This window comes from Aliiroseovarius sp. D2-2, assembly GCF_055809455.1.
Genome location: NZ_CM147913.1, coordinates 398,122 through 418,714 on the forward strand (window position 1 = coordinate 398,122; position 20,593 = coordinate 418,714).

Genomic DNA, 20,593 nt, shown 5'->3' on the forward strand with positions numbered 1-20,593 from the left:
GGTTAGCTTAAAAGCCCCTTCAGGTAAGTGCCGTATTCATTCTTCTCGAACGTTTCAGCACGCTCTGACAGCTGATCTGCGGTGATCCAGCCTGAAAGAAACGCAATCTCGTCCAAGCAACCGGTTTGTAGTCCCTGACGCTGTTCAAGTGTACGCACAAAATTTCCAGCATCCAGAAGGCTGGCATGGGTGCCGGTGTCTAACCATGCATAACCGCGGCCCATGCGTTGCACATCCAGCTTGCCGGCGTTCAGGTAGATCTCAAGCAAGGTGGTGATCTCAAGCTCGCCCCGGTCCGAGGGCTGGACTTCGCGCGCCAGTCGGGGGGCGTCCCCATCCAGAAAATACAGCCCCGTCACCGCGTAGCGCGATGGTGGTATGGCGGGTTTTTCGATGATCTGTTGCGCCACGCCATTGTCGTCAAAACTGACCACGCCGTAACGTTCGGGGTCGGCAACGTGATAGCCAAACACGGTGCCGCCTTCAGCGCGCTGATCCGCTTCGCCCAGAAGATCGGGCAGTCCGTGGCCAAAAAAGATGTTGTCACCCAACACCATGGCCGACGACGCACCGTCCAGAAAATCCTCGGCCAGCAGATAAGCTTGCGCCAGACCATCGGGTGAGGGCTGGACGATATAGGTCAGCGAAACACCCCATTGGCTGCCGTCACCAAGCGTGCGTTTGAACTGCTCTTGATCCTGAGGGGTGGTGATCATCGCAATCTCGCGGATGCCAGCCAGCATCAGGACCGAAAGCGGATAATAGATCATTGGCTTGTCATAGATCGGCAAAAGCTGCTTCGAAATGCCAATCGTGATCGGATAAAGCCGCGTGCCAGAGCCGCCTGCCAGAATGATCCCTTTGCGCCCTGTGGTCGAACCCGTGGTCGAGGATGTCATGTGCGTGCTCCAAGTTGGGTGAGGATCGTGGTCAGCCCTTCGCGCCAGTCGGGGCGCTCTATGCTAAAGCTTTGCTGGGTCGTGCTGCAATCCAGCCGAGAATTCAGGGGGCGTGTTGCCGGTGTGGGGTAGGAAGAGGTTGGAATATCCTCGACATCACAGTCAATCCCAGCTTGGTCAAAAATTGCGCGCGCAAAATCGGCCCAGCTGGTGTCAGGTGCGCCTGAGAAATGATAGGTGCCCGTAAGCTCCGGTCGGCTGCGCAACTGATCCGCGATGGACAGGCAGGCGTCTGCAATGGCACCCGCGGGTGTCGGCCCACCGATTTGGTCGGCCACGATGGTCAGTTTGTCCCGCCCGGCCCCAAGGCGCAGCATGGTTTTCACGAAGTTGTTGCCATGTGCTGATACCACCCACGAGGTCCGCAGGATGGCATAAGCACCGCCCGCATCGCGTACGTTGTTTTCACCTGCCAACTTGGTGCGGCCATAAGCGTTGGGCGGGTTCACAGGATCTGTCGGTGTCCACGGCGCATCACCATCCCCAGCAAAGACATAGTCGGTTGAGATATGGACAAAGGGAACACCCAGCTTGGCGCAAGCAAGTGCCATGGCGCCGGGGGCGGTGCCGTTGACGGAAAGGGCGGTTGCCTCGTCTTCTTCGGCGCGGTCCACGGCGGTGTATGCGGCCGCGTTGATCACTGCGCTGGGCGCGTGTTGATGGATCAGTTGGGCGCAGGCTTCGGCATCCGTCAGGTCTGCCTGATCGCGCCCCAGAAAGATGGCATCATCAGTGCGCGCCTGAAGTTCAAGAGCTACTTGCCCGGTTCTGCCAAAGACCAAAACCGTCATGCGCCGACCCCTACGCGGGTTCCAACACCGTCGGTGTTCAGAAGTGGCTCCCACCAAGTTTGATTGTCCAGATACCACTGAACGGTTTTGCGCAGGCCTTCTTCGACAGTGACAGAAGGCCGCCAGCCCAGTGTTTCGCCGATGAAAGTCGGATCAATTGCATAACGGGCGTCATGGCCGGGGCGGTCTTCGACGTAACGGATCAGATCGGCATAAGGCGCAGTGCCCGGACGCAGTTCATCCAGAAGGGTGCAGATTGTGTTGACCAGATCAATATTGCGGCGCTCGTTCTCGCCGCCCACATTGTAGCTTTCGCCGGGCGTGCCTTTCGTGACAGCCAAAAGCAGCGCGTCGGCGTGGTCTTCAACATACAGCCAATCGCGTACGTTCAGGCCCTGCCCATAGACGGGAATTTCCTTGCCCTGAAGGGCGTTCAGAATGACCTTGGAGATCAGCTTTTCCGGGAAGTGATAGGGGCCATAGTTGTTCGAGCAATTGGTCAGCACAACCGGCAGCCCATAGGTGTGAAACCACGCACGAACCAGATGGTCCGAACTGGCCTTGGATGCCGAATAAGGCGATCTGGGGTCATAGGGTGTCTGCTCAGTGAACATACCTTCGTCCCCAAGCGACCCATACACCTCGTCGGTCGAGATATGATGGAAGCGGAACTCGTCTGGCCGACCTTCGCGCACCCAATGGGCGCGGGCAGCCTCGAGCATATTATAGGTGCCGGTGATGTTGGTTTCGATGAAATCCCCCGGCCCGTCGATCGAGCGGTCAACATGGCTTTCGGCAGCCAGATGCATCACAGCGTCGGGCTTGTGTGCAGCAAATATCCGGTCCAGCGCGGCGCGGTCACGGATGTCTGCCTGTTCAAAGCTGTAGTTCGGGCTGTCTGACACGCTTGCCACGTTCTCCAACCGCCCGGCGTAGGTCAGCGCATCCAAGTTTACGACTTGGTGTCCACGCGCTACCGCCAGTCTTACAACCGCCGATCCAATGAAGCCGGCACCACCAGTGACTAGGATTTTCATGCCGCGGCCTCCCACGTGAAAGGGCTGTCAAATTCGGCCAATGCCGGGGCGATCTGATCTTTGGGTGACAGATGCGGTGTACCGTCAAAGCCCCAATCAATGCCACAGCTGTCCCAGCGTACGGCCCCATCGCAATCGGGTGCATAATAGTCCGAGCATTTGTAGACAATTTCCGTATCCGGGGTGCGCGTGATGAATCCGTGCAGGAAGCCCTCGGGCACCAAAAGTTGGCGACCATTGTCAAAGCTCAGCTCATAGCCCACCCACTGCCCATAGGTCGGGCTGCCCTTGCGGATGTCCACTGCCACATCGAACAATGCCCCGCGCCCGCACCGCACAAGTTTGGCCTGTGCATGAGGGGGGGATTGGAAATGTAGCCCACGGACAGTTCCCACTTGTTGGGACATGGAGTGGTTGTCTTGCACGAAATCAATGTCGATCCCGTTCTCGGCCATACGCTGGCGGTTCCAGCTTTCCGAGAAAAAGCCGCGATCGTCGCCAAATCGGGCGGGTTCCAACAACAGCACTCCGGGCAGGGCGGTTTTAGTAATCTTCACGAATGGACTCCCGGACTAGAACTGCTTCGCAAATAGCAAGACAGCCGCAAATTGTCACGGTTCGATATTCGGACCTTACTGTGGCTCAAAGATGGCGGAGACGGTGAAGATTGGCCCTGATATCAGGGCTTAAGCCGTTTAGGCGTGCCCCAACCACTTGGAATAATCGCTGACCAACAGATGGGTAGGGTCTTCGTCTTCTTCGATCTCGGCAAAGCGGCCAATGGGCTCGCGGAAAATGTTGTCGGTTTCGTCATCGTTGACGGTGGACACCTCTCCGATCAGGACATCGCCCCCTTCACCCCAGAAAGCGTGCCAGTCACCGGGCATCAAGGTCACGCTTTCCCCAGGTGCAAACTTCAGCTTTTCACCCGGTTCAAAGTCGCGTCGGATGCCATCGCAAAACACCGTGCCACCTTTGTCTTCAGCAAAACGACCATCATCATCCGATCCGAAAAGCTCGACCACCAAGGTAGCGCCACCGCGATTAATGATGTCTTCAGCCTTGATCACATGGGTGTGCATGGGGCTGAGCTGATCCTGACGCGAGATCAGAAGCTTTTCTGCATAGCACATGCCAGTTCCGCGCTTCAGATCATCCAGTCGCCCGTTGCGCAGGGTGAATAGAAACAAGCCCATCTTGTCAAAGCGCCCATCTCCGTAATCGGTGATGTCCCAACCACAACGCGCGTTGATCAGATGCTGGGCGTCATCCTTGCGCGCCATGAAATCATCCGGCGACCAGTACGCAAACGGGGGCAAGGTAAATCCATGCTGGCGGATCAGCTCGTCCGCGTCTGCCATGATGGTGTTTATGCGCGATCGTTTCACGAGCGTCCCCAGAAATTGTTTGCGCTACCATATCGGCAATACACGCAAAATCCAGCCCCTGAGGGCAGCAAATTCGAAAATGGTGGGAAGGTTTGGAGCGGGCGGCGGGAATCGAACCCGCGTCATTAGCTTGGAAGGCTAAGGTCTTACCACTACACAACGCCCGCGCAGTGAAAATAGGACATATTTCATGCGCTTCTGGGCGTCAAGACCACGAAGTGGAGGAAATCGCAGAGTATCGCGTCGAAGGAAAATGGGCGGGAGCCAAATCAAACGGTTGCCAGCAGATGTGCTGCATAGAGCTGACTAAGGCTGTCCACTGTTGCGTTATCTAAATGTACTTTCAGGCAGGCGACTTAAACTTAGGACGCGTCAAAAGGCGCGTTGCAAACGAAAATTGATCCACATAAAACTAGTCGTGCTTGTTCTGGGATGAGATATCCAATTTCCTGCAGTTCTTTAGACCTGACAGGTAGATAGAGAATGTCTGATGGCATAATTGGTAAGATTATTTTACCAGTTGAGCAGATTCCAATTGAAATATCATTTCAGCTGCGTAGTAATTGGCGGGGCAGCGCAGGCGGGCCATTGGTTATCCTGTGCGTCTCAGAAGAATTAAATAAGAAGAACTCGGAGGAGGAATTTCCAACATGGAACGCCGTAAGTTTTTGAAGGGTGCCGCGCTGGGCGCCGGTGCAACAGCACTTGCAACACCCGCACTTTCCCAAGGTGGCAAGACCCTGACCATCGTATCGACCTGGCCGCGGGACTTCCCGGGCCTGGGCATTTCGGCTCAGCGTCTGGCTGCGCGGATTGGCCAGCTGTCGGACGGTGCGCTGAATGTTGAATACTTCGCAGCAGGCGAACGTGTTGGTGCCTTTGATTCGTTTGACGAAGTCGCTTCGGGCAACGCACAGGCGTATATCGCTGCGGATTACTACTGGACCGGTAAGCACCCGGGCTTTGCCTACTTCACCTCGGTGCCGTTCGGCATGTCGACCCCGGAATGGAACGCTTGGATTCCGCTTCGGTGGCGGTCAAGAGCTGTGGGACGAGGTTTCGGGCGAATTTGGCCTGAAGGCTTTCGCTTGTGGCTCGACCGGTACACAAGCCGGTGGCTGGTTCAACAAAGAGATCGAAAGCGCAGACGACCTTAAGGGTCTGAAAATGCGTATGCCGGGCCTTGGTGGTCAGGTTCTGTCGAAACTGGGCGCGTCGACTGTGTCGCTGCCGGGTTCGCAGATCTATGAAAACCTTGTTTCGGGTTCGATTGATGCGACCGAATGGGTTGGTCCGTACAACGACTACTTCATGAAGTTCTACGAAGCGGCCAAGTTCTACTACACCGCTGGTATGCACGAGCCAGGTGGCGGTCTTGCCTTCGGCATGAACGCAGCTTGGTGGGGCAGCCTGTCCGACTACGAAAAAGCCGTGATCGAAGCTGCTTGTGTTGAAGAGCACGCTTATGCCCACGATGAAACCATCGCGAAGAACGGTGAGTACCTTACCAAGCTCGTAGACGAGCAAGGCGTACAAGTTCGTTCGTTCAACGACGACGTCTGGGACAGCTTCGGTGAAGCTGCGGAAGAAGTGTTCGAAGAAACGCGCGACCACTCAGAGCTGGCCGCACGTATCAACGACGACTTCCAAGCCAAACTGCGCGAAATGGGCAACATGATGGCTCAGTTCGAAGTTGGCTACGTGAACCAGCGTAACCGCGTGCTGGGTCTGGGCTAAACTCAGGTCTTAATACAATCAATCAGAGCGGGGCTTCGGTCCCGCTCTTTTGCAAGGCGCGTATGTTCTGAACAATCGGACAACTGGCGCTAAACGACTTCGGGGGAACTTATGGCTACCGATTTTTCCGATATTCCACGCACTGGTGACCCGGCGATTGTGCCGCGTTTGTTTGCTTGGGGTATGCTTGGTTTTCTGTTTGCGTTTCTGGTGAACAATGCGCTGGTTGTGGGTTTTGGAATGCCCGGAGCCAAGCCGATCTTTCAGGGCGGTGCAACGTCCGCAAGCTGGATAAACGTAGCTGTCTATGTTGCCTGTATTGGCGTTGCGGCCTTTTATGTGATCAGCAGCAAAGCAACGTCTCTGCGGTGGGACGCCATGAAGATCCACCGGTTCAATGTCTACCTGATCCGGGCTATGTTCTGGTCGGTTCTACTGGTCGGTATTGCTGACAGCGCCATCGCCTTCATGCGCGTCGAAGGCATATTGGCCAGCATGTTCAGCGAAGACACAACAAAGCTGTTCAATAAAGCTCGCTGGGTCGGGCCCTATATCCATATGCCGCTGATCGTGGCGGGATTTGTTATTGCGGCGTTCACACGAACACTGGGTTTCACATGGCTGGCGCTGATGATTGTCGCAGCCGAGCTTTTGATTGTCCTGTCGCGCTTCGTCTTTAGCTACGAACAAGCGCTGATGGGTGACCTTGTCCGCTATTGGTATGCTGCGCTTTTCCTGTTCGCCTCGGCCTTTACACTGTTTGAAGAAGGCCACGTGCGCGTCGATGTTCTTTATGCCGGATTTGGGCGAACGACCCGCGGTTTTGTGAACGCATTTGGCTCCATCGTACTGGGCATGAGCACTGTCTGGGTGATCATGGCGGTAGGCTTTAATGGCAAGACTGCGATCATCAACAGCCCCATCGTCAACTTCGAAATCAGCCAAGCTGGTGGTGTTGGTATGTTCATCAAATACCAGATGGCTGCCTTCTTGGGCGTGTTTGCCATCACCATGCTGATCCAATTCGTCAGCTATTTCCTTGAGGCCGTCGCGGACAAGCGCGACGAGCCCGGACACCGAGATATCGCCCCGGCGGCGCACTAAGGACACGACAGATGGAATTTTACTTCCTAGCCCTTCTAATTCTGATCATGGCTGCGGCTCTTGGGTCCGGCTATCCCGTGGCTTTTGCGCTTCCTGGTGCAGCCATCATCACCATCGGGCTTGCCGCAGGTGCGGGCTATATCTTCGCAGGCTCGACAGATGCTTATTTCCATTCGGGCGGGCCGAACCAATGGCTGTCCGCCGGGGTCACCAACCTTCGAGGGGTCTATTGGGAGGTCGAGAGGGATACGCTGATCGCCATCCCACTTTTCATCTTCATGGGCATCATGCTGCAACGATCAAAAATTGCAGAAGACCTATTGGTGACAATGGCGCAACTGTTCGGCCCTGTACCGGGTGGCTTGGGCATTTCGGTTGTCTTCGTGGGCGCATTGCTTGCGGCCACCACCGGTATCGTTGGGGCTACGGTTGTCGCCATGGGTCTGATTTCCCTGCCCGCGATGCTGCGCAACAACTATTCGCCATCCTTGGCGACCGGTACGATTGCCGCCTCGGGCACGTTGGGGCAGATCATTCCGCCTTCGATCGTGCTGATCATTCTGGCAGACCAGTTGGCATCAGCGACGGACCAAGCCTCGACCGCGCGTAAAGCGTTGCACAAAGAGGCCACGGGCGAGCTGTCCATGCCGTCGGTGTTCGATGTTGCATCGACCTCGGCCGGCGAGATGTTCTTGGGCGCATTCATTCCGGGAATGCTGCTGGTTGGCCTCTATATGGCGTACATTCTGTTCTACGCGATCTTGCGTCCGAAGAATGCCCCGGCAGTTCCTTACGAAGGCAAATACGATTCAGCCTTTCTAAGAAATGTGATGCTGACCCTCGTGCCGCCATTGGCGTTGATCTTCCTTGTTCTTGGTTCGATCATTGCTGGTATCGCGACGGTAAACCAAGCTGGAGCAATCGGTGCCGCAGGGGCCATGATCATGGCGGGCTATCGGCTACCAAAAGGTGGTAAGTCGCTTTACTATCCGGCGCTCTTGGCCATTTCTGCCCTTGCTGTCTTGTCCTTTGCGCTGATGAACTTCGAAATGAATGTTAAGTCGATCGACAACGGCACTGACAAGCTTGGTATCGCACTGGGCGCTGCAGGCACCATTATGCTTTTGGTGGCGTTGGTTTGGTCATGTTGGCGTGTTCTGAATATCGAAGACACACTGACTGGCGTCATGTTGGAAACTGCCAAGACCACGTCTTTGGTGTTCATCATCCTGTTGGGTGCAGCCATGCTGACCGCCGCCTTCCGCGCATTCGGTGGCGAAGAGCTTGTGAAAGAATTCTTGCTTAGCCTGCCCGGCGGGTTCTGGATGCAATTCTTCATCGTCATGCTGGTGATCTTCATTCTGGGGTTCTTCTTGGACTTCATCGAGATCGCGGTTGTTGTTGTACCAATCGTTGCACCAATTCTTTTGGCCGACCCAGAGGCAAACATCACCGCTGTTTGGTTGGGTGTGATGATTGGTCTGAACATTCAGACCAGCTTCCTGACACCACCCTTCGGCTTTGCGCTGTTCTATTTGCGTGGCGTGGCCCCGGCGATTGTGAAGACGGTGCAGATGTACAAAGGCGTCATTGCCTTCATCTCGCTTCAGATTGCAGCGCTTGTGATCGTTGGTCTGTATCCGCCTTTGGTGAACTACTTGCCCAACCGCGTAAGCTTCTTGTCGGAAAGCAGCCCTCCGCCGCGTAACCCGAAGCTGCAGCTGTGTCTTGAAGACTATGTCGGTCAGAGGCTTGCGCAGAATTCGGCGACACGAGACGCCATTGCGACGGCGCGTGGGATGGACCTGTCTGTTCTTCCCAAAAGCCTTGCTGGCGACCTGACGGATGGGTTCGATCAGGCGGACTCTGCGATCGCGGAACTTGAGCAAGCGTTTGCATCTGCCGCAGAAGTAGAGGCTGCCGCAGATGTATACCGTCCTCAGCTGAGATTTGTGCGTGGGATCGAAAAACAGGTTCGGCGCGCACAGGAAGAGATTGACGAGCACTCAACGCAAATCAGCCGTATGCGCGATGAAAGCCAAGCAGCTGCGAAGTCAGCCCTTGAGGCGGAAGTGGCTGTCCTTGAGGCCGAGATCGAGCATCTACAGGCCGATATTCCTGAAACATGGGCTGATGCGAACAAGCAGTTCCTGACACTGACCAAGTCTGAAAACGGCGCGCGCAACAAGTATCGTCGTGCAGCTGATGGAGCTTATGAGGCACCGCAAGCAGTGTTGGCCGTTCTTGATGCAAATGAAGCCTTTGCCGCGATGGAACAACCACTTGGTGACATGCGCGCCACCATCATGACGACGCCGGAGGCTGAAGCCGAAGGTCTGGTTAACGAGCTGTCAAAATCCTTTGGTAAAATCGAAGGGGCAGATGACGTCAAAAAGGCACTAAGCAAGGCACGCAAAGCGCTGAAATCCAAGACCCCAGATCGCGAAAAAGCAATCGCTGAATATGACAAGGCGGTCGAGGCTTACAAGGCGCAGCAAGGCTGGCGTGCGACGGCAGATACGAATCTGCGTGCTGATCTTGAGGCTTACGTCGATGGAATCAAAGGCACTTTAGGTGTTCGTCTTCAGGAACGCTTTACGCGCGATCAAGCGTTGGCCATGGCATCATGTACTGCGTATCACCGGGATATATCCCTGAACTTCTGATCCAATACCTAAGCGATCTGAAAAGGCCGGGTTTTCCCGGCCTTTTCTCTGTTGCGCCAGCGCTTCGGTTTTGCGTGCCCAAGATGAAATCTGACAGGGTTTTGCGACGTTGGTGTCGTAAACATATGATGCCAAGTCGGTATCAGCCCTTGCGATGTGGTGGCATCTGGGCAACTCTATCAGCCGGAACCAATAAAAATACGGCGTTCCATCGTGTGCCGCCGACCACTCAGGGAGCAATCAATGTCAAAAGAACTCGAATTTCTGTCCAAACGCGTTGCGCAAAGCAAGATGTCACGCCGTGATTTCATGGGACGCGCATCTGCGCTGGGCGTATCATCCGCTGCCGCAACTGCAATGCTGTCCACTGCTGCTATGGCCGAAGGGCCGAAGAAAGGTGGAATGCTCAAGATTGGTATGAACGGTGGTGCCAGCACCGATACGCTTGATCCGGGTCTTGTTGCATCGCAAGCGAACCAAGGCGTTCTGCGTCATTGGGGGGACACACTGGTTGTCGCATCGCCAACCGGCGAAATCGATTTCCGTCTTGCCGAAAGCGTCGACAGCTCTCCTGATGCGAAAACTTGGCACTTTAATATTCGTCAGGGTGTCGAATTCCACAACGGCAAAACCCTGACCGCCGAAGATGCGATGAAAACCATCGAGCGTCATTCGAACGAAGAATCGAAATCGGGTGCTCTGGGTATCGTCAAAGGCATCGAATCGATGAAAGTCAGCGGAAATACCTTGTCCGTGACTTTGGACACGCCCAATGCTGACCTGCCGTATCTGTTGGCCGACTATCACCTTGTCATTCAGCCTGATGGCGGCATGGATGATCCCAATGCTGGTATCGGCACTGGACCGTACACTGTTGCAGTGAACGAGCCTGGAATTCGCCACGGTTTCAAGAAGTTCGCCAACCACTGGGATGACAGCATCGGCCACGTGGACGAATCCGAGATTCTGATCATCAATGACGCAACTGCCCGTATGGCAGCGCTGCAGTCGGGTCAGGTTCATATGGCTAACGGTGTTGATCCTAAAGTGGCCGGTCTTCTGGATCGTGCGCCTGGTCTTTCGGTGAAAAACGTATCGGGTCGCGGCCACTATGTTTTCATCATGCACACGAACACTGCGCCGTTTGACAACAAAGACCTGCGTCTTGCGCTGAAATACGCAATCAACCGCGAAGAAATGGTTGAGAAGATCCTGCGCGGCTATGGTGGTGTTGGCAATGACATGCCGATCAATTCGTCTTACCCGCTGTTTGACGATTCCATTCCGCAGCGTGCCTATGATCCTGACAAAGCGGCCGAGCACTATAAAGCGTCCGGCCACGATGGCAGCCCGATCATCCTGCGCGTCGCTGACACTGCGTTCCCGGGTGCGGTTGATGCAGCCCAGCTGTTCCAGCAAAGCGCTGCAGCTGCTGGTATTCCTCTGGAAATCAAGCGCGAGCCGAATGACGGCTACTGGTCGGAAGTTTGGAACAAACAGCCGTTCTGTGCATCCTACTGGGGTGGCCGTCCGGTTCAGGACCAGATGTATTCGACCGCGTATCTGTCGACTGCAGACTGGAACGACACGCGCTTCAACAACCCGAAGTTTGACGAGTTGCTGGGGCAGGCGAAAGCCGAGCTTGATCCGGCGAAACGCAAGGCGCTGTATAGTGAAATGGGCAACATTGTCCGTGACGAAGGTGGCCTGATCTGCCCGATGTTCAATGACTTCATTGATGCGGTCAGCGATAAGGTTGCCGGCTTCGAGCCAGATCCCAACGGGGAACTGATGGCGAACTTCGCCAGCTCGCGTGTGTGGCTTGCGTAAGGCCACGCCATGCATCCGGTCCTAAAACTTGTTGCCCAGCGTTTAGCGCTGGGCATCCTGTTGCTATTCGCCGCGTCGGTCCTGATTTTCGCAGGCACGCAGATCCTACCCGGGGACGTCGCTCAATCCATTCTTGGTCAATCCGCAACGCCTGAAGCCCTTGCCAATCTGCGCAAGGAACTTGGTCTGAATGAACCCGCACTCAGCCGATATTTCAGCTGGCTTGGCAACGCCCTTCAAGGCGATCTGGGCACAGCCCTGACCAACGGGCAAGACATTACCAAATCCCTTGGTGGTCGTCTTAAGAACACTCTATTCCTAGCATTCTGGGCCGCCGTCGTGGCTGTACCCTTGGCCATTTTCCTTGGTCTTCTGGCGGTGCGCTATCGTGAGCGTTGGCCCGACAAGCTGATTTCTGCAGTAACGCTGGCGTCAATCTCGGTGCCGGAATTCCTGATTGGTTACGTGCTGATGTTCTATGTCGGCGTGAAGCTGGGATGGGCGCCCACTGTGGCAACGGTCTATGATTCAATGTCCTTCGGCGAGAAGCTGAATGCGATTGCTTTGCCGGTCGCAGTTCTGACGATGGTGGTGCTGGCGCATATGATGCGCATGACGCGTGCTGCCATCCTGAACGTGATGCAATCAGCCTATATCGAAACTGCTGAACTTAAGGGGCTGACCAGCTTCCAAGTGATCTATCGCCACGCATTTCCGAATGCCGTCGCGCCGGTGGTCAACGTGGTTATGCTGAACCTTGCCTATCTGGTTGTGGGCGTTGTCGTGGTTGAAGTTGTCTTCGTCTACCCGGGCATGGGCCAGTATTTGGTTGACCATGTGTCGAAACGCGACGTGCCAGTGGTGCAGGCCTGTGGCCTGATCTTTGCCGCCGTTTACATCGGGCTCAACATGATTGCTGATATCGTGTCGATCCTGGCCAACCCAAGGCTGAGGCACCCGAAATGATAAGAATACCCCCTGCGGCCTTAATTGGCCTGTTCTTCACCGGGCTCTATTTCTTCATAGCGATTTTCGCCCCGTTGATTGCGCCCTATTCAATGACTGAAATCGTCGGCGATGTATGGGAACCTTCGTCAGCTGAACACTGGCTTGGCACCGACAATATCGGACGCGACTTGCTGACCCGTATGATCTATGGCGGTCGTACGACGATCTTCATCGCCACTGCTGCCACCATCCTAAGCTTTGTGACCGGGTCCATTCTGGGTCTGACCGCAGCTGTGATTGGCGGATGGGTTGATCAAGTCATGAGCCGTTTCGTCGATTTGATCATGTCGATTCCCACACTGATCTTCGCCCTTGTAGTGTTGTCAGTCATGCCGGTGACCTTGCCGATCCTGATCCTTGTGATGGGTCTGTTGGATTCTACACGGGTCTATCGTCTGGCGCGTGCTGTCGCCGTTGACATCAATGTCATGGACTATGTCGAAGCCGCGAAATTGCGGGGCGAGAGACGCGGCTGGATCATCTTCCGTGAAATCCTGCCTAACGCGTTGTCGCCTTTGGTGGCCGAGATGGGTCTGCGCTTCATCTTTGCGGTGTTGTTTGTCTCGACGCTGTCGTTCCTGGGCCTTGGCGTGCAACCGCCAAACGCTGACTGGGGTGGCATCGTGAAGGAAAACAAAGATGGCATTGTGTACGGCATACCGGCTGCGCTTGTGCCAGCCGTGGCCATCGCAACCTTGGCCATTTCCGTGAACCTTGTAGCCGACTGGGTGCTGAACCGCACCACCAGCCTGAAAGGAGGCCGCGGATGAGCGATACACTTCTGAAGGTCGAAGATCTGAAAATCGGCGCGCGGATTTATCCGCCCGGCGAAAAACCCCGCGATATCGAAATCGTGCACGGCGTGTCCTTTGAGCTTGAAAAGGGCAAAGTGCTTGGTCTGATCGGGGAATTGGGGGCTGGAAAATCCACGATCGGTCTGGCCTCGATGGCCTATGGCCGGGGAGGGGTCGAGATCACAGGCGGCAAAGTCTGGGTCAACGGTCGCGAAATTCTTGGCACCAGCCTTTCTGACTTGCGCAAGCTTCGCGGGACCGAAGTGACCTATGTCAGTCAGTCCGCAGCGGCCAGCTTTAACCCCGCAAAGAAGATCATGGAGCAAGTGATCGAGGCATCTTTGCACGCGGGCAAATACTCGAAAAAAGATGCTGAAGCGCGTGCTATTGAACTGTTCACCAAGCTTGGTTTGCCTGACCCCGAAAATATCGGGGATCGCTATCCGCACCAAGTATCCGGTGGTCAGCTTCAGCGCTGCATGACTGCCTTGGCGCTTTGTCCTGAACCGGATCTGGTGGTGTTCGACGAACCCACTACGGCGCTGGATGTGACCACGCAAATCGACGTTTTGATGGCCATCAAGGAGGCCATTCGGGATACTGGCGTTGCAGCGCTTTATATCACGCATGACCTTGCTGTGGTCGCGCAGGTCTCGGACGAGATCATGGTGCTGAAAATGGGTGACATGGTTGAACATGGCACCACTGATCAGATCATCAACCATCCCAAGGAAGACTATACGCGTGACCTTGTGTCCGTGCGATCGACCCAGCACGAGGGACAACCTCCAACCGACAATCCGATTTTGACCGTCGAGAATGTAACGGCTCGCTATAAGGGCACGAATTTCGACGTTCTGCACAATGTCACGATGGAACTTCATCCTGGTCAGACATTGGCCGTTGTGGGGGAAAGTGGATCGGGAAAATCGACCACTGCGCGCGTGATCACGGGGCTTTTGCCGCCGCGCGATGGCAAAATCATCTTTGATGGACGTGACTTGTCCAGCGATCTGGAAGGCCGATCACGCGATGATCTGCGCGAGCTTCAGATGATCTATCAGATGGCGGACGTGGCGATGAACCCGCGCCAAACTGTTGGTACGATTATCGGACGCCCGCTTGAGTTCTATTTCGGTATAAAAGGCGCTGAAAAGAAGAAGCGGATCATCGAGCTTCTGGATGAGATCGAACTGGGCGAAGCCTTCATGGATCGTTATCCGGCCGAGCTTTCTGGTGGGCAAAAACAGCGTGTCTGTATCGCCCGTGCGCTGGCCGCGAAACCCAAGGTCATCATCTGCGATGAAGTTACCTCGGCTTTGGACCCTTTGGTTGCCGATGACATTTTGAAGCTTCTGGAGAATCTTCAGAAGATCGAGAATGTGGCGTATCTTTTCATCACGCACGACATTGCGACGGTCAAAGCAATCGCTGACAGCATTGTGGTGATGTATCAGGGTCGTGTCGTGCGCTATGGCCCGAAGGCTGAAGTGCTGGCGCCTCCTTTCGATGACTATACCGACCTATTGCTTAGCTCAGTGCCGGAAATGCGCTTGGGATGGCTGGAGGAGGTTGTCTCGAACCGCAAAATGGAGAGCGCAGGCAACTGACCGCAGAATTTTAAAATGCACCGGGGGCCTCCAATCTATGTCCCCGGTGTTCGCCACCAAACAGGACCGAATCCGACATTGTGTTGGCGCATATGTTGCATAAAAATGTGAACTTACAGGCCAAGTTTAGGTCAGTTCGCGTGCAAACCAGAAAGACATGGACATGGACAGAAAACTTCTGCTTCTCATCATTGATGGGGTGCCGCACCGCAATTGGCGAAGGCTATTTGGCAACTTGGAAGGTTGGGTGCAGTCAGGTGATGCCAAGCTTCTGAAGATGCGTGCGGTGCTGCCGTCCACTTCGGCCAGCTGCTATGCCTCCATCCACACAGGTGTGACCCCGCAAGAGCATGGCTGTACCGGAAATCACGATGTGTTCCGGTTGCCTCACGATGATATCTTTAGTCAGGTTCGTAAGGCCGGTGGTGTAACTGGTGCCGTCACCCATTCCTTCTGGTCGGAGTTCTTCAACCGCGCGCCTTTCGACGTTGTGCGCGACCTTGAATATGACGAGCCAGAGAGCAGCTCGATCAATCATGGTCGGTTTCATACGATGACGGGCTATGGGCTGATCAATCAATGCACGCCCGCCGATGTTGATTTGTTCGGAACCCTCACCATGCTGTGCGAGCGGAAAGGCATCAATTACGGCATCCTTCATACCTGCACATTAGACAGCATGGGGCATCGCTTTGGCCATGATTGCGCCGAGATGGACGATGCTTGTTTCAAGATGGATGAACAACTGGCCCCGTTCGTTAAGCGCTGGCGGGATCAAGGCTACGACGTGATTGTCACGGCCGATCACGGGCAGACGGATCGCGGTCACCATGGCGGCCACGAGGATGTGCAACAGGATGTAGCGCTTTACTACTTTGGGGATGCAAATGTCGCTGATGACAGTGATATTCTGTGTCAGACCCAATTGGCCCCCACGGTTCTATCGCTGCTGGGTGCCCCGATTGCAGATACAATGAAGGGCAAGGTGTTCCTGAAATGACTTGGACCATTCCCGCTCCCGCCCAACCGTTCCTGCCAATTGCGGGATCTGACCAGAAATTTCCCGTGCGCAGGATATTTTGCGTGGGACAGAACTATGCGGCACATGCCCGCGAGATGGGGTCGAATCCAGAGCGGGAACTGCCTTTTTTCTTCTCAAAACCAGCAGATGCATTGGTGCCTGATGGGGCGAGTATCCCTTTCCCGCCTGGCACATCGAACTTGCATCACGAGGTCGAATTGGTTGTCGCGATTGGAACAGGCGGGGCGAATATCGCGGTCGATGAAGCGCTGGATCACGTCTGGGGATACGCGGTTGGAAATGATTTGACCCGGCGGGATGTTCAGGCAGAAGCCAAAGCTGCTGGGCGGCCTTGGGATATGGCAAAAGGATTTGATCGGTCAGCCCCATGCGGTGCCTTGCATCCCGCACAGACCGTCGGGCATTTTACACAAGGTGGCATTTCGTTGGAGGTGAACGGCGAAGCACGACAAAGCTCGGATATCTCGGATCTGATTTGGCCCGTTGCGGATGTGATTTCTTACCTATCCAGCTTGGTTGAACTAAGTGCTGGAGAATCTGATCTTCACCGGCACGCCCGAAGGTGTTGGTCCGCTTAAGCCCGGCGATACTTGTGAGGCCCGGATCGACGGGCTTGGGTCGGTCACCACCAGAATTCTACAAAGCGGATAAGGCCGAGCCGGTTAGCAATCGTTTATGCCCATCTATGTAAGATAGGTCATCAAATTATCGCGCGCTTGTTCGATGTGGATTAAGGTCAGTTCCGCGGCACGATCCGCGTCACCCTCTTCACAGGCTTCCTGTATCAACAGGTGATCACTATTTGCACGGATCATTCCATCATCAAGCATGATCCGTGCCCGCAGATAACGGTCGATGCGGTTTAACGCACCGTCGATGGCAGCCAAGTGATAGCTCAATCCGCTGGCCGCATAATGTGTCGCGTGAAACTTGCGATTAAGATCCCCCCATTCCGAAGAATCATTGGATGCAGCCAAAGCCTCGCAATACCCGCGCGCAGTGTGAAGGATTTCAGGGCTCATCTTTGGTACTGCTTTTGCAATAACATGAGGCTCCAAAAGAACGCGGAAATCAAATATCTCGCGCAACTCATCGTGAGTAAGCGATGAGACCACAGCACCTTTATATCTTCGTGATGTGACAAGCCCGTGTTCTTCAAGCTTCAAGATGGCCTCACGGACCGGAATGCGAGATGTACTGAACATCTTGGCAATCTCATCTTGACGCAATGGTGTGCCGTCTTCCAGCTCACCTTCCACAATAGCCTGCTTTAAGGCTTCGAATATGATTGTGGTAGCTGACGCTGTTTTCGACACGTCCACGGATCTAAGCTGCATACAGTTCCCTCTTTTCATGCAGCCTAGCAATTTCATTCAAAGGGTTGAAGCATTTCAGATATATAAATCGAACTCGTTATCTGAGTTACGAGAACCTATGTGTCCTGCCGGATGATGTTGGTGACCAGCACATCTTTCACTCGGGGTCCCAGAATGGATCGGGCCACCTCAAGCAGGGCTGATCGCAATGGATCCATTCGGCTGGATTTTGTGAACATCCCATCAAAGCCACCAGTGTTTGCGTGGTTGAACATAACCTGAAGAAATTCATCCCGCAATTTGGGTTCACGTTTGTACACGGCTTCCCGGCTGCCCAGATCAACTTCGATGTTCAGGGACATAACAACGAGGGCAGATATGTTGCCATCTGCCACAACCGGCACAACGAACTGATTGTTGATTTTCACAAATTCAGTGTCTGTAGCCTCTTCTTCTACCCCTTTTTCGGGTTCGGCTTTCGCGGCTTTTGTGTCTCCGCATGGATCCATCAGGACTGTTTCGGGTTCGGGCTGAAGCATCATGCCTGCGCCAGCGCCAACCCCGAGCCCAATTAACGCGAGTATGATAGGTATAAGTTTACCCATGAGAGGCCTCCTTAAAACGGCAGGATGATATCGGCGGCTTGCTGTCCATAACGCGGTTGCTGCACATCGCTGATCTGGCCGCGACCACCATAGGAAATGCGCGCGGATGCGATCTTGTCATATGGGATTTCGTTCTGACGCGAGATATCTTCGGGACGCACAAACCCTGTGACCAGAAGCTCGCGCAACTCGAAGTTCACTCGAACTTCTTGCGTGCCTTGGATCTGTAGAACGCCATTTGGCAACGTTCCCAAAACTGTTGCAGCCACGCGCAGCTCCAGCTTTTCGTTGCGCTTTACGGAACCGTTTCCGTTAAACGAACTGCTGGATGACAGTCCAACTGCTTTCCCAAGCGATGCGCCTTCGGGAAGGTCCTTGTCGATGGATTGCGGCAAACCAAACAGATTGGGCACGCCCATTTCCTCGGACGCGCCACGAGCGCGGGCTGAGGTGTTGGAGAACTCGGCCCTGTCATTGATCTCAATCACAACCGTCAGAATGTCACCGGCTTGTTGCGCGCGCCGATCACCCAAAAGGGATTGCCGTCCACCGCTCCACAACGATGATCGGTCAACCGATCCTTGTGGTGGGATGTTAAGCGGCAATGCCGAAGCGTTCATAGCTTGGTGTTCAGCGCTCATTTCAACGGGGTTCAGCTCTGGTGCCTTACCGATGTTTTCCACGCGTGAACAGGCAGCAAAAAGCAAAGAAATTGCGATGAGAGGCAAGATAGAACGCATGGGATTTCCTTATCGTACGTGATTGAGTGTGTTCGAAACGATGACGTCGCCGGTGGATGTCACCGACCCAGTAACTGTTGTGCGCGAGGCCAGATTCATGACCCTGACGCGATCGCCAATTGCAGCGCGGCCAAGGCTGCGCCCTTCGGTAAGAATGGTCATCTGGCCCGCCAAATAAACCAGCGTTACGATCTGGTTTCGGTCGATAATCGCAGGCGGGCCAATGTCATTTGGCAAGACTGGCCGACCGGCATAAAGCACAGTGCGGGCTTCTTGACCGATGACATCCGTGACAAACTGGAAGCCCCCAGCAAGTTCTGCTGAGCTCAGTTTTACATCTTGCGCAGTTACGATCGTGCCAGGGCGGATATTCCCCGCTGCAATGACAGTTTCAGCCAAGCAAGGAGCGGAACTAAGCGTCAGGACCAGAAGAAACAGGTATCTCATCAGCGCACCTGTGTCGTTGCAGCCAGCATTTGGTCGGCTGCGGTTATGACTTTCGAATTTAACTCGTAGCCGCGCTGTGCTGCGATCAGCTCTGTGATCTCTCGCACAGCATCGACAGAGCTGTTTTCCAGATACCCTTGTCTGAGGGTGCCGCGGCCATCTTTACCCGGCGCACCGACAAATGCGGGGCCAGAGGCGGGAGTTTCCCGAAACAGGTTAGATCCGATCGCCTCAAGCCCCTTGTCATTGGTGAAGCTTGCCAGCGTGAAAGCCCCCATAAGTTCGGGTTCGACCGTATTGTCGAAATAGGCATAGACCTCACCGTCAGCATTGATCGAAATCTGGCGCGCATCGCTTGGAATGGTGACTTCCGGGGCAACCGGATAGCCATCCGAGGTGACGATCAAACCGTCCCCAGAAAGCTTAAGTCCGCCGTCACGGGTGAAAGCAGATGCGCCCGAAGGCAGGGTAACTTCAAGATAGCCCCGCCCTTCGATAGCAAGGTCCAGATCACCACCGGTTTGTGCCAATGTGCCTTGTTGTACCATCATGGTGACCGAGGCGGGGCGCACGCCCAGTCCGAGCTGAACACCTGTGGGAAGAACAGTTCCGTCTGAGGCATTGATCGTGCCTGCCCGCGTGGCCTGTTGGTAATGAAGGTCCGCAAACTCTGCCCGACGGGTGTTGTAACCCGTCGTCGACATATTCGCGAGGTTGTTCGAAATCGTTTCGACCCGCATTTGCTGGGCCAACATTCCGGTTGCTGCAATGTTCAGTGCGCGCATTGGGGGCTCCTCTTATCCGATAACCGTTTTTGTGACCGAGCGGATGCGTTCATCCTCTTTCTCCATGAACTTCTGACCCAGCTCATAACTGCGCTGAACCTCGATCATGCGTGCGATTTCGGCGATGGGATCGACGTTTGATCCTTCGACAAAGCCTTGAATGATCGTTGCGTCGGTCAATGCGGGCTGAACCCCTCCTGGGGCTTCGAAACGCACGCCATCGCGGTGTTGAAGATCTGTTTGATCCAGCGGTGAATACAAACCGATCAAAGCCAGCGCCCGCCCATCAGCGGACAGTGTGCCGTCAGCAGAAAGCGAAACAGAATTAGCATCAGGCGGGATGAAAACGGGCGACCCGCCACCATCCAGGCAGGCGATACCCATCGGGTGTCACAAGCTCGCCTTCAGCCGAAGGGGTGAAAACGCCAGCGCGGGTTAGAAATTGACCCGTCGGGCCGTCCAGAAGAAAGAACCCATCGCCTTCAATTGCAAAGTCGAATGTGCCACCGGTCTGGGTCAACGCACCTTGTTCAAGGTTCAAGGCCCGCGCGTTGGCCGTGGCCATGGAAAGCGAGGGGTCCTGTTTTTCAAGAGCATGAATATACTCAGAAAAAACAACACCTTCACGCCGAAACCCCGTGGTTGAGGAGTTGGCGATATTGTTGGCGATGCTCTGCATTTCGCGCATCAAACCAGATTGCCGGGTCAGGGATGTGTAGCCGATATTGTCCATG

At 54.9% G+C, this 20,593-nt stretch carries 21 protein-coding genes, 1 tRNA gene and 1 pseudogene; 11 read left to right on the top strand and 12 right to left on the bottom strand.

Features of this window, described 5'->3' with window-relative positions:
- Positions 1 to 2: 2 nt before the first annotated feature.
- The 6 genes from rfbA to AC0L6A_RS01935 all read right to left on the bottom strand — a co-directional run bounded on the left by rfbA (position 3) and on the right by AC0L6A_RS01935 (position 4,342).
- Entirely contained in the window at positions 3 to 899 is an 897-nt protein-coding gene (rfbA, locus tag AC0L6A_RS01910; RefSeq protein ID WP_473291846.1) for a glucose-1-phosphate thymidylyltransferase RfbA, read from the bottom strand.
- The gene (gene rfbD / locus AC0L6A_RS01915; RefSeq protein ID WP_473291848.1) at positions 896 to 1,750 is read right to left on the bottom strand and encodes a dTDP-4-dehydrorhamnose reductase; all 855 of its coding nucleotides are present in this window, start codon (positions 1,748 to 1,750) and stop codon (positions 896 to 898) included. The genes rfbA and rfbD overlap by 4 nt, the downstream gene beginning before the upstream one ends.
- Complete coding sequence (gene rfbB, locus AC0L6A_RS01920; RefSeq protein WP_473291850.1) at positions 1,747 to 2,787, bottom strand: dTDP-glucose 4,6-dehydratase; 1,041 nt, start codon at positions 2,785 to 2,787, stop codon at positions 1,747 to 1,749. The genes rfbD and rfbB overlap by 4 nt, the downstream gene beginning before the upstream one ends.
- Positions 2,784 to 3,344 (bottom strand): dTDP-4-dehydrorhamnose 3,5-epimerase, encoded by a 561-nt coding sequence (rfbC, locus tag AC0L6A_RS01925; RefSeq protein ID WP_473291852.1) that lies wholly within the window; start codon positions 3,342 to 3,344, stop codon positions 2,784 to 2,786. Before rfbC ends, rfbB begins: the two co-directional genes overlap by 4 nt.
- Before the next feature lie 138 nt (positions 3,345 to 3,482).
- On the bottom strand, positions 3,483 to 4,175 hold the full coding sequence (locus AC0L6A_RS01930) for a D-lyxose/D-mannose family sugar isomerase (RefSeq protein WP_473291854.1): 693 nt from the start codon (positions 4,173 to 4,175) through the stop codon (positions 3,483 to 3,485).
- A 93-nt stretch (positions 4,176 to 4,268) separates the two neighbouring features.
- A tRNA-Gly gene (locus tag AC0L6A_RS01935) sits at positions 4,269 to 4,342 on the bottom strand.
- A gap of 483 nt (positions 4,343 to 4,825) precedes the next feature.
- Here AC0L6A_RS01935 and AC0L6A_RS01940 point away from each other — a divergent pair.
- From AC0L6A_RS01940 to AC0L6A_RS01990, 11 genes are all read left to right on the top strand, one after another.
- A complete protein-coding gene (locus tag AC0L6A_RS01940; protein ID WP_473291855.1) occupies positions 4,826 to 5,332 on the top strand; it encodes a twin-arginine translocation signal domain-containing protein in 507 nt (168 codons plus the stop codon).
- On the top strand, positions 5,250 to 5,912 hold the full coding sequence (locus tag AC0L6A_RS01945) for a TRAP transporter substrate-binding protein (protein WP_473293348.1): 663 nt from the start codon (positions 5,250 to 5,252) through the stop codon (positions 5,910 to 5,912). The genes AC0L6A_RS01940 and AC0L6A_RS01945 overlap by 83 nt, the downstream gene beginning before the upstream one ends.
- 111 nt (positions 5,913 to 6,023) lie before the next feature.
- On the top strand, positions 6,024 to 7,016 hold the full coding sequence (locus AC0L6A_RS01950) for a TRAP transporter small permease subunit (protein ID WP_473291856.1): 993 nt from the start codon (positions 6,024 to 6,026) through the stop codon (positions 7,014 to 7,016).
- Positions 7,017 to 7,027: 11 nt separating this feature from the next.
- On the top strand, positions 7,028 to 9,682 hold the full coding sequence (locus AC0L6A_RS01955) for a TRAP transporter large permease (protein ID WP_473291858.1): 2,655 nt from the start codon (positions 7,028 to 7,030) through the stop codon (positions 9,680 to 9,682).
- A gap of 243 nt (positions 9,683 to 9,925) precedes the next feature.
- Positions 9,926 to 11,512, top strand: a complete 1,587-nt coding sequence (locus tag AC0L6A_RS01960; RefSeq protein ID WP_473291859.1) for an ABC transporter substrate-binding protein — start codon at positions 9,926 to 9,928, stop codon at positions 11,510 to 11,512.
- Positions 11,513 to 11,521: 9 nt separating this feature from the next.
- A complete protein-coding gene (locus AC0L6A_RS01965) occupies positions 11,522 to 12,478 on the top strand; it encodes an ABC transporter permease (RefSeq protein WP_473291860.1) in 957 nt (318 codons plus the stop codon).
- The gene (locus AC0L6A_RS01970) at positions 12,475 to 13,290 is read left to right on the top strand and encodes an ABC transporter permease (RefSeq protein WP_246927740.1); all 816 of its coding nucleotides are present in this window, start codon (positions 12,475 to 12,477) and stop codon (positions 13,288 to 13,290) included. Before AC0L6A_RS01965 ends, AC0L6A_RS01970 begins: the two co-directional genes overlap by 4 nt.
- Entirely contained in the window at positions 13,287 to 14,924 is a 1,638-nt protein-coding gene (locus tag AC0L6A_RS01975) for an ABC transporter ATP-binding protein (RefSeq protein ID WP_473291862.1), read from the top strand. The genes AC0L6A_RS01970 and AC0L6A_RS01975 overlap by 4 nt, the downstream gene beginning before the upstream one ends.
- 163 nt (positions 14,925 to 15,087) lie before the next feature.
- Positions 15,088 to 15,924 (top strand): alkaline phosphatase family protein, encoded by an 837-nt coding sequence (locus tag AC0L6A_RS01980; RefSeq protein WP_473291864.1) that lies wholly within the window; start codon positions 15,088 to 15,090, stop codon positions 15,922 to 15,924.
- Positions 15,921 to 16,544: a fumarylacetoacetate hydrolase family protein gene (locus tag AC0L6A_RS01985; protein WP_473291866.1), complete on the top strand. Its 624-nt coding sequence runs from the start codon at positions 15,921 to 15,923 to the stop codon at positions 16,542 to 16,544. The genes AC0L6A_RS01980 and AC0L6A_RS01985 overlap by 4 nt, the downstream gene beginning before the upstream one ends.
- The gene (locus AC0L6A_RS01990) at positions 16,492 to 16,617 is read left to right on the top strand and encodes a fumarylacetoacetate hydrolase family protein (protein ID WP_473291868.1); all 126 of its coding nucleotides are present in this window, start codon (positions 16,492 to 16,494) and stop codon (positions 16,615 to 16,617) included. Before AC0L6A_RS01985 ends, AC0L6A_RS01990 begins: the two co-directional genes overlap by 53 nt.
- A gap of 32 nt (positions 16,618 to 16,649) precedes the next feature.
- Here AC0L6A_RS01990 and AC0L6A_RS01995 read toward each other — a convergent pair whose 3' ends face one another.
- The 6 genes and pseudogenes from AC0L6A_RS01995 to AC0L6A_RS02020 all read right to left on the bottom strand — a co-directional run bounded on the left by AC0L6A_RS01995 (position 16,650) and on the right by AC0L6A_RS02020 (position 20,592).
- Entirely contained in the window at positions 16,650 to 17,303 is a 654-nt protein-coding gene (locus AC0L6A_RS01995) for a GntR family transcriptional regulator (protein ID WP_473291870.1), read from the bottom strand.
- 95 nt (positions 17,304 to 17,398) lie between these two features.
- A complete protein-coding gene (locus AC0L6A_RS02000; RefSeq protein ID WP_473291872.1) occupies positions 17,399 to 17,887 on the bottom strand; it encodes a flagellar basal body-associated FliL family protein in 489 nt (162 codons plus the stop codon).
- 11 nt (positions 17,888 to 17,898) lie between these two features.
- A complete protein-coding gene (gene flgH / locus AC0L6A_RS02005) occupies positions 17,899 to 18,627 on the bottom strand; it encodes a flagellar basal body L-ring protein FlgH (RefSeq protein ID WP_473291873.1) in 729 nt (242 codons plus the stop codon).
- Positions 18,628 to 18,636: 9 nt separating this feature from the next.
- Complete coding sequence (gene flgA, locus AC0L6A_RS02010; RefSeq protein ID WP_473291875.1) at positions 18,637 to 19,074, bottom strand: flagellar basal body P-ring formation chaperone FlgA; 438 nt, start codon at positions 19,072 to 19,074, stop codon at positions 18,637 to 18,639.
- Positions 19,074 to 19,859 (bottom strand): flagellar basal-body rod protein FlgG, encoded by a 786-nt coding sequence (gene flgG, locus AC0L6A_RS02015; RefSeq protein ID WP_473291876.1) that lies wholly within the window; start codon positions 19,857 to 19,859, stop codon positions 19,074 to 19,076. The genes flgA and flgG overlap by 1 nt, the downstream gene beginning before the upstream one ends.
- Before the next feature lie 12 nt (positions 19,860 to 19,871).
- Positions 19,872 to 20,592: pseudogene (locus tag AC0L6A_RS02020) on the bottom strand (flagellar hook-basal body complex protein).
- Position 20,593 lies beyond the last annotated feature (1 nt).

Bases quoted from the DNA above. Each gene is read 5' to 3' on its own strand.
- rfbA (WP_473291846.1), bottom strand. From the start codon at position 899: ATGACATCCTCGACCACGGGTTCGACCACAGGGCGCAAAGGGATCATT.
- rfbD (WP_473291848.1), bottom strand. From the start codon at position 1,750: ATGACGGTTTTGGTCTTTGGCAGAACCGGGCAAGTAGCTCTTGAACTT.
- rfbB (WP_473291850.1), bottom strand. From the start codon at position 2,787: ATGAAAATCCTAGTCACTGGTGGTGCCGGCTTCATTGGATCGGCGGTT.
- AC0L6A_RS01940 (WP_473291855.1), top strand. From the start codon at position 4,826: ATGGAACGCCGTAAGTTTTTGAAGGGTGCCGCGCTGGGCGCCGGTGCA.
- AC0L6A_RS01950 (WP_473291856.1), top strand. From the start codon at position 6,024: ATGGCTACCGATTTTTCCGATATTCCACGCACTGGTGACCCGGCGATT.
- AC0L6A_RS01955 (WP_473291858.1), top strand. From the start codon at position 7,028: ATGGAATTTTACTTCCTAGCCCTTCTAATTCTGATCATGGCTGCGGCT.
- AC0L6A_RS01960 (WP_473291859.1), top strand. From the start codon at position 9,926: ATGTCAAAAGAACTCGAATTTCTGTCCAAACGCGTTGCGCAAAGCAAG.
- AC0L6A_RS01965 (WP_473291860.1), top strand. From the start codon at position 11,522: ATGCATCCGGTCCTAAAACTTGTTGCCCAGCGTTTAGCGCTGGGCATC.
- AC0L6A_RS01970 (WP_246927740.1), top strand. From the start codon at position 12,475: ATGATAAGAATACCCCCTGCGGCCTTAATTGGCCTGTTCTTCACCGGG.
- AC0L6A_RS01975 (WP_473291862.1), top strand. From the start codon at position 13,287: ATGAGCGATACACTTCTGAAGGTCGAAGATCTGAAAATCGGCGCGCGG.
- AC0L6A_RS01980 (WP_473291864.1), top strand. From the start codon at position 15,088: ATGGACAGAAAACTTCTGCTTCTCATCATTGATGGGGTGCCGCACCGC.
- AC0L6A_RS01985 (WP_473291866.1), top strand. From the start codon at position 15,921: ATGACTTGGACCATTCCCGCTCCCGCCCAACCGTTCCTGCCAATTGCG.
- AC0L6A_RS01995 (WP_473291870.1), bottom strand. From the start codon at position 17,303: ATGCAGCTTAGATCCGTGGACGTGTCGAAAACAGCGTCAGCTACCACA.
- AC0L6A_RS02000 (WP_473291872.1), bottom strand. From the start codon at position 17,887: ATGGGTAAACTTATACCTATCATACTCGCGTTAATTGGGCTCGGGGTT.
- flgH (WP_473291873.1), bottom strand. From the start codon at position 18,627: ATGCGTTCTATCTTGCCTCTCATCGCAATTTCTTTGCTTTTTGCTGCC.
- flgA (WP_473291875.1), bottom strand. From the start codon at position 19,074: ATGAGATACCTGTTTCTTCTGGTCCTGACGCTTAGTTCCGCTCCTTGC.
- flgG (WP_473291876.1), bottom strand. From the start codon at position 19,859: ATGCGCGCACTGAACATTGCAGCAACCGGAATGTTGGCCCAGCAAATG.